The organism is Aeromicrobium sp. PFPM2_SD2 (assembly GCF_057364525.1).
Window position 1 is genome coordinate 1 of record NZ_JBNFNZ010000091.1, and the last position, 7006, is coordinate 7006.

Annotated in this window: 10 protein-coding genes and 1 tRNA gene; 2 read left to right on the forward strand and 9 right to left on the reverse strand. The window is 73.2% G+C overall.

Annotated features, from left to right (window positions below; genetic code table 11):
• On the reverse strand, nt 1–511 hold a 511-nt coding region (locus AC2W7G_RS06440), incomplete at its 3' end, for an MFS transporter (RefSeq protein ID WP_485867705.1).
• 203 nt (nt 512–714) lie between these two features.
• Here AC2W7G_RS06440 and soxR point away from each other — a divergent pair.
• On the forward strand, nt 715–1191 hold the full coding sequence (gene soxR / locus AC2W7G_RS06445; protein WP_485867706.1) for a redox-sensitive transcriptional activator SoxR: 477 nt from the start codon (nt 715–717) through the stop codon (nt 1189–1191).
• A 177-nt stretch (nt 1192–1368) separates the two neighbouring features.
• Here the strand turns inward: soxR and lysA are convergent, their stop codons facing one another.
• From lysA to AC2W7G_RS06470, 5 genes are read right to left on the reverse strand one after another with little or no spacing between them, the layout of a single operon-like run.
• Nucleotides 1369–2766, reverse strand: a complete 1398-nt coding sequence (gene lysA / locus AC2W7G_RS06450) for a diaminopimelate decarboxylase (protein ID WP_485867707.1) — start codon at nt 2764–2766, stop codon at nt 1369–1371.
• On the reverse strand, nt 2763–3569 hold the full coding sequence (locus AC2W7G_RS06455; RefSeq protein WP_485867708.1) for a DALR anticodon-binding domain-containing protein: 807 nt from the start codon (nt 3567–3569) through the stop codon (nt 2763–2765). The genes lysA and AC2W7G_RS06455 overlap by 4 nt, the downstream gene beginning before the upstream one ends.
• The gene (argS, locus tag AC2W7G_RS06460) at nt 3506–4426 is read right to left on the reverse strand and encodes an arginine--tRNA ligase domain-containing protein (protein WP_485867709.1); all 921 of its coding nucleotides are present in this window, start codon (nt 4424–4426) and stop codon (nt 3506–3508) included. Before argS ends, AC2W7G_RS06455 begins: the two co-directional genes overlap by 64 nt.
• 9 nt (nt 4427–4435) lie before the next feature.
• Complete coding sequence (locus AC2W7G_RS06465; RefSeq protein WP_485867710.1) at nt 4436–4669, reverse strand: response regulator; 234 nt, start codon at nt 4667–4669, stop codon at nt 4436–4438.
• Nucleotides 4666–4815, reverse strand: a complete 150-nt coding sequence (locus AC2W7G_RS06470) for a response regulator (protein ID WP_485867711.1) — start codon at nt 4813–4815, stop codon at nt 4666–4668. Before AC2W7G_RS06470 ends, AC2W7G_RS06465 begins: the two co-directional genes overlap by 4 nt.
• A gap of 54 nt (nt 4816–4869) precedes the next feature.
• On the opposite strand from AC2W7G_RS06470, the gene AC2W7G_RS06475 reads away from it, so the two are divergent.
• Nucleotides 4870–4941 (forward strand) — tRNA-Arg (locus AC2W7G_RS06475).
• A 173-nt stretch (nt 4942–5114) separates the two neighbouring features.
• Here AC2W7G_RS06475 and AC2W7G_RS06480 read toward each other — a convergent pair.
• From AC2W7G_RS06480 to AC2W7G_RS06490, 3 genes are all read right to left on the reverse strand, one after another.
• Entirely contained in the window at nt 5115–5924 is an 810-nt protein-coding gene (locus AC2W7G_RS06480; RefSeq protein WP_485867712.1) for a methyltransferase domain-containing protein, read from the reverse strand.
• A 178-nt stretch (nt 5925–6102) separates the two neighbouring features.
• Nucleotides 6103–6543, reverse strand: coding sequence for an aldehyde dehydrogenase family protein (locus AC2W7G_RS06485; RefSeq protein WP_485867713.1), 441 nt, complete (start codon nt 6541–6543; stop codon nt 6103–6105).
• Nucleotides 6432–7006, reverse strand: a 575-nt coding sequence (locus AC2W7G_RS06490; protein WP_485867714.1) for an aldehyde dehydrogenase family protein, incomplete at its 5' end; no start/stop codon positions are given. The genes AC2W7G_RS06490 and AC2W7G_RS06485, both read right to left, overlap by 112 nt.

Genomic DNA, 7006 nt, shown 5'->3' on the forward strand with positions numbered 1-7006 from the left:
AGCGCCAGCCGGCGGTCTCGGCGACCCAGCCCGCGACCGGCGGACCGACGAGCGCGGGCAGCACCCAGGCCGACGTCAGCACGACGAACACGCGCGGACGCACGTGCTCGGCGAACGCCTGCCCGACCAGCACGTACAACGCGACGGTCGTGAGGCCCGAGCCGAGACCCTGCACGGCGCGCCCGGCCACGAACAGCTCCATCGTCGGGGCCGTCCCGGAGACGACGAGTCCGACGACGAACCCGGCGACGCCGGTCAGCAGCGGCACGGTGGGACCCTCGCGGTCGCACCACGGCGCGGAGACGGTCATCGTCACCACCGACGCCGCCAGCATGACCGCGAACGAGACGCCGACCAGCGACAGTCCGTCGAGGTCGGCCGCGACGAGCGGCAGCGCGGTCGCGATCGCGTACGACTCGAACGCGAAGAGGAAGGCGGTGGCGAAGACGCCGGCGACGACGGCGCCCTGCGGACCGGCCCAGAGCCGTTCCCGTCGGCGTGCGTCCACCACGGGGTCGAGCGTAGGTCCCGCGCTCACCGGGTCGCCCACAGGTGCAGGTGGGCCGCCGCGGCGAGCGGCGAGGACACGGTGACGTCCGGGCGGACCGGACGGAACCGGCGGGGGCGAGCGGGTGGCATCGAGTGCTCCTTCGAGTAGGTTGACGCCAGCGAACAACCTCAACAGTGGTTGAGGTCAAGCCGAGGAGGACCCGCGTGTCGAACGCCGAGCAGCGACGCCACCGCCTGACCCCGGGAGAGACGGCTGCGCGCGCCGGCGTGAGCGTCTCGGCGCTGCACTTCTACGAGCGCGAGGGACTCATCGCCAGCGAGCGCACGGCCGGCAACCAGCGCCGCTACCACCGCGACGTGCTGCGCCGCCTGGCGTTCGTCCGCGCCTCCCAGCAGCTGGGCATCTCGCTGGGACGCATCAGGGAGGCGCTGGCGACGCTGCCCGGCGACCGCAGCCCGACGAAGGCGGACTGGGCCCGGCTCTCGCGCTCGTGGCGCGACGACCTGGACGCGCGCATCGACCAGCTCACCCGGCTGCGCGACTCGCTCGACGGCTGCATCGGCTGCGGCTGCCTGTCGCTGCGCAGCTGCGCGCTCTACAACGCCGACGACGCGCTGGCCGCCGACGGGGCGGGCCCGCGTCGGCTGCTGCGCCCGCTCGAGGACGTCCCCGAGCGGTGAGTGGTGGTCACTTTCGCCGGACCCGTCACCGCGAGCGGTGAGTGGCGGTCACTCCCGCCGCCGGAAGTGACCACAGGTCACCGCCCGCCCCGGGAAGGTGACCAGGACTCACCGCCCGCCCTGGGAACGTGACCAGGACTGACCGCCGGACGGGCCGGCGAGGGAACCGACCGGACCTCAGCCGACGTCGAGGCGCAGCAGGTCGTCCTCGTCCTCGCGGCGCAGGATCAGCCGGGCCTCGCCGTCGCGGACGGCGACCACGGCCGCGCGCGGGACGTGGTTGTAGTTGTTGGCCAGCGACCGGCAGTACGCCCCGGTGCCGGGCACGGCGAGCAGGTCGCCGGCCTCGACGTCGGCGGGCATGAACTCGTCCTTGACCACGATGTCGCCGCTCTCGCAGTGCTTGCCCACGACCCGGCTCAGCACCGACGTCGCCTCGGACGTGCGCGAGGCGAGCGTGCACGAGTAGTCGGCGCCGTAGAGCGCCGGCCGGATGTTGTCGCTCATGCCGCCGTCGACCGAGACGTAGCGGCGCGAGGCACCGCCGTCCAGGGCGACCTCCTTGGTGGTGCCGACCTCGTACAGCGTGAACGTCGACGGGCCGGCGATGGCGCGCCCCGGCTCGATCGACAGGTGAGGCACGGCGATGCCCTCGGCCGCGCACTCGTCCTGGACGATCTTGACCATGCGCCGGGCGAGGTCGCCGGGCGTCGACGGGTCGTCCTGAGTCGTGTAGGCGATGCCGAAGCCGCCGCCGAGGTCGAGCTCGGGCAGGACGGCGCCGAGCTCGCGCTCGATCTGGCCCTGCAGCCGCAGCACGCGCCGCGCGGCGACCTCGAAGCCGTCGGTGACGAAGATCTGCGAGCCGATGTGCGAGTGCAGCCCGCGCAGCTCCAGGCCGGGACGGTCGAGGATGCGCCGGACCGCCTCCAGGGCGTCGCCGCCGGTGATCGAGAAGCCGAACTTCTGGTCCTCGTGCGAGGTCGAGATGTACTCGTGCGTGTGCGCCTCGACGCCCGCGGTCACGCGCACCATGAGCGGGGCGGTGACGCCCAGCTCGGCGGTCAGCGCGGCCAGGCGCTCGATCTCCTCGAAGGAGTCGACGATGATGCGGCCGACGCCGACCTCGAGCGCGCGGCGCAGCTCGGCGACGCTCTTGTTGTTGCCGTGCAGGCCGATGCGCTCGGTCGGGAACCCGGCGCGCAGCGCGACGGCGAGCTCGCCGCCGGTGCACACGTCCAGGTTCAGCCCCTCCTCGGCGATCCAGCGGGCCGTGGCGACGCAGAGGAACGCCTTGCCGGCGTAGTAGACGTCGGCGCCCGCGAACGCGTCACGGAAGCCGCGGGCGCGGGCGCGGAAGTCGTCCTCGTCGACCACGTAGGTCGGCGTGCCGAACTCGGCGGCCAGCTCGGGCGCGGTGACGCCCGCGACCTCGAGCACGCCGTCGCTCTTGGACACGTTGGCCGCCCACAGGTGCGCGACCAGCTCGTTGGGGTCGTCCAGGCGCTGCAGCCAGGCCGGGCCGCGGTCGCCGGCCTGGCCGTGGATGGCGCCCGCCTCGTGCGCGCGCATCACATGCGCTCCGGGGCCGAGACGCCGAGCATGGCCAGGCCGTTGGCGATCACCTGGCGGGTGGCTGCGACGAGCACCAGACGGGCCCGGTGCAGGTCGCCGACCTCCTCGTCGCCCTGCGGCAGCACGCGGCAGACGTCGTAGAACTTGTGGAAGGTCGAGGCGGTGTCCTCGAGGTAGCGCGCGACACGGTGCGGCTCGTGCAGCTCGGCGGCCCGGGCCACGACGCGCGGCAGCTCGGCCAGCGCGCGCAGCAGCTCGCCCTCGCGCTGCTCGGACAGCAGCGACGGGTCGTAGCCGTCGGCGTCGACGGTCACGCCCAGGTCGGCGGCGTTGCGCAGGATCGACGAGAGCCGGGCGTGCGCGTACTGGACGTAGTAGACCGGGTTGTCGTTGCTCTGCCGGGTCATCTCGGCGACGTCGAGGGTCAGCGGCGAGTCGGCCGGGTAGCGGATGAGCGTGTAGCGCAGCGGGTCGACGCCGATGAGGTCGATGAGCTCGCGCAGCGACACGATCGTGCCGGCGCGCTTGGAGAGCTTGAGCTCCTCGCCGTCCTGGAGGATCTTCACCAGCTGGCCGATGAGCACCTGGAGCTGCTCGCCCGGCCGGTCGCCGACGCAGGCGGCCATGGCCGACAGGCGTCCGACGTAGCCGTGGTGGTCGGCGCCGAGCAGGTAGATGCACGGGTCGAAGCCGCGCTCGCGCTTGTCGACGTAGTAGGCGGTGTCGGACGCGAAGTAGGTCAGCTCGCCGTTGGAGCGGCGCAGCACGCGGTCCTTGTCGTCACCGAAGTCGGTGGTGCGCATCCACAGCGCGCCGTCGGCCTCGTACAGGCGTCCCTGTCGCGCAGCTTGGCGAAGCCGCGCTCGACGGCGTCGGACTCGTGCAGCGAGCGCTCGGAGAACCACACGTCGAAGTGCGTGTTCATCTCGGCCAGCTCGCTCTGGTGCTCGGCGAGCTGCAGCGCGTAGCCGGCCTCGCGGAACGCGACCACCTGCTCGGCCTCAGGCAGCTCGAGGATGCTCGGGTCGGCGTCGACGACCTGGGCGGCCAGGTCGGCGACGTACGCGCCCTGGTAGCCGTCCTCGGGCGGCTCCTGGCCGTGCGCCCGGGCCATGAGGGACGCCCCGAACTTGTCCATCTGGTTGCCGCGGTCGTTGATGTAGAACTCGCGGGTGACGCCGGCGCCGGCCGCCTCCAGGACGCGTCCGATCGCGTCGCCGACCGCGGCCCAGCGGGTGTGGCCCAGGTGGAGCGGGCCGGTGGGGTTGGCCGAGATGAACTCGAGGTTGGCCCGCTGCCCGGCCAGCGTGTCGCTGCGGCCGTACTGCTCGCCGGCGGCCAGGACCTGGCCGGCGAGGGCACCCTGGGCGCCCGCGGCCACGCGCAGGTTGAGGAAGCCGGGGCCGGCGATCTGGGCGTCGGTGACGCCGTCGTCCTTGACCAGCTCGTCGGCCAGCAGCTGGGCGAGCTCGCGCGGGTTCATGCCGGCCTTCTTGCCCAGCTGCAGCGCGACGTTGGTGGCGTAGTCGCCGTGCTCGCGCTGCTTGGGTCGCTCCACGAGGACGGTGCTCGGCACACCGTCGGGCAGGCTCAGGCGTCCGTCGGCCACGAGGGACGTCAGGGCGGCGACGAGGGTCTGGGAGAGCTGCTCGGGGGTCACCCGAGGAGTCTACCGATGGCCCCCCTCGTCCAGGACGCGCTGGATGGTCGTGACGAGCTCGTCGGGGTCGAACGGCTTGATGACGTACGCGTCGACGCCGGCGCGCTGGGCCTTGGCGATGTCCGCGGGGTGCCCCTGCGTGGTGACCATCACCACGCCCAGGTGACGCAGGCGCGGGTCGGCGCGCATCGCGGACACGGTCGAGACGCCGTCGCGGCGGGGCATCATCACGTCGAGCGTCACGACGTCGGGCAGGTCTCGCCGGCCAGGGCGTCCAGCGCGGCCTGGCCGTCGACGGCCTCGCGCACGTCGAAGCCCGCCAGCTCCAGGTTCGTCCGGATCAGGAACCGGATGGAGGGCGTGTCGTCGACGACGAGGACGGTGGGCACGGGACCAACCTAGCGGTGCGGTACGCTCGCTCCGTCGATCCCACCCGGGTCGCCGCCCCCGTAGCTCAGGGGATAGAGCACCGCCCTCCGGAGGCGGGAGCGCAGGTTCGAATCCTGCCGGGGGCACCCCACAGCGAAGCCCGCCGCGAGTCACTCGCGGCGGGCTTCGTCGTCCCCGGCTCCGTCCGACCCTCACCCGAGCCCCGCTCCCCCGAGATGTGTGAGGAAGTCGACCTCGACTCGGCCGGGCGAGGTGCGTTGCTCCACGAATCGCGGCGGGTGCCGGGCTCGGGTGGGCCTCAGGCGGGCGGGGCGGCGAGGACCTCGCCGTGGACCATGTGGAAGTACGCGTCCTCCGACCGGCCCCAGGTGCGCCAGGCGTCCGCGATCTCGTCGAGCTCGGCCTGGCTCATGCCGTCGGCGCGGGCCTGGGTGGCGAAGGTGGACGACAGCACGCGCTCGGCCTGGCTGTCGCCCCACCAGCGCGCCTGCTCCGCGGTGGCGTACGTCCAGGTGGACGACGACAGGCGGACGTCCTGCAGCCCCGCCTCGCGGGCCCACTGGCGCAGTCGTCGCCCGGCGTCGGGCTCGGCGCCGTTCTGGCGCGACAGGCGGCGGTAGGTGTCGCGCCAGCGCTGCAGGGCGTCCGAGGCCGGCCACCAGGTCATCGACTCGAAGTCGACGTCCCGGAACGCCACGACGCCGTCCGGGCGGCACACGCGGGCCATCTCGCGCAGGGCCCCGACCGGGTCGGTGAGGTGCTGGAGCACCTGGTGGGCGTGGACGACGTCGAAGCTTTCGTCGGGGTACGGCAGGGCCATGACGTCGGCCCGCTCGAAGCTCGTGCGGCGGTCGTCGCGGCGGAACGCGGCCTCGCGGGCGGCCTGCAGCGGGGCGTCGACGTTCTCGATCGCCACGACGCGTCCGGGAGCCACGACCTCGGCCAGGTCGAGCGTGATCGAGCCCGGCCCGCAGCCGACGTCGAGCAGGCTCTGGCCGGGCCGCAGGTGCGGCAGGAGGTACGCGCACGAGCTCTCCGCCGTCCGCGCCCCGTGGGACGCCAGGACCGAGGTGTGATGACCGTGGATGTAGTCCTTCGCGCGTTCCACATCTTGAGATTGCTGACTCACGATCTGAGACTACTCCCGGAAAGCCGGGCCGCGACAGCCCCCGTCCAACGACCGGACAGTAGCCAGGCTCCCCCGAGAAGTGGACGCAGAAGCACCACGTCCTCCAGGAACGTGGTGCTTCTGCGTCCAGATCGCGGCAGCGCCGCGCGAGGGTGACCTACCAGGCGACGGAGAGGTACTGCGTCTCCTGGAACTCGGCCAGGCCCTCGCGGGCGCCCTCGCGGCCGAGGCCGCTCTGCTTGAGGCCGCCGAACGGGGCCGACGGGTCCGAGACCAGGCCGCGGTTCACGCCGACCATGCCGGCCTCGATCGCCTCGCCCAGACGCATGGCGCGCTGCAGCTCGCCGGCGAAGACGTAGGCGGCCAGGCCCATCTCGGTGTCGTTGGCCAGGGCCACGACCTCGGCGTCGTCGCGCCACGTCACGACCGGCGCCACCGGGCCGAACAGCTCGTGCTGCAGGATCGGGTCGCCCGGACGGACGCCGGTCAGGACGGTCGGCGGGTAGAAGTAGCCCTTCGACTCGGGCACCTCGGCGCGGTGCGCGATCGTCGCGCCCGCCTCGACCGCCTCGGCCACGACGCGGTCGAGGTCGGCCACGGCCTTGCCCGAGATGAGCGGACCGATCGCGGCGCCGTCGCGCGACGCGCGACGGACAGCGCCTCGACCTCGGCGCCCAGGCGGGCGACGAACTCGTCGGCGACGTCCGCGTGGACGAGGAAGCGGTTGGCGGCGGTGCACGCCTGTCCCCCGCCGCGGAACTTCGCGACCATGGCCCCGGCGACCGCCGCGTCCAGGTCGGCGTCCTCGGTGACGACGAACGGGGCGTTGCCGCCCAGCTCCATGGACGCGTTGACGATCCGGTCGGCGGCCTGCTTGAGCAGGATCGAGCCGACGCGGGTCGAGCCGGTGAAGCTGACCTTGCGCACGCGGGCGTCCGCCAGCCACGTCTCCGCGACGCCGGCCGCGTCGGTGGGACGGGACGACGTTGACGACCGCCGTCGGGCACGCCGGCCTCGGCCAGCAGCCGGGCGACCGCCAAAGCGGTCAGCGGCGTCTCGGC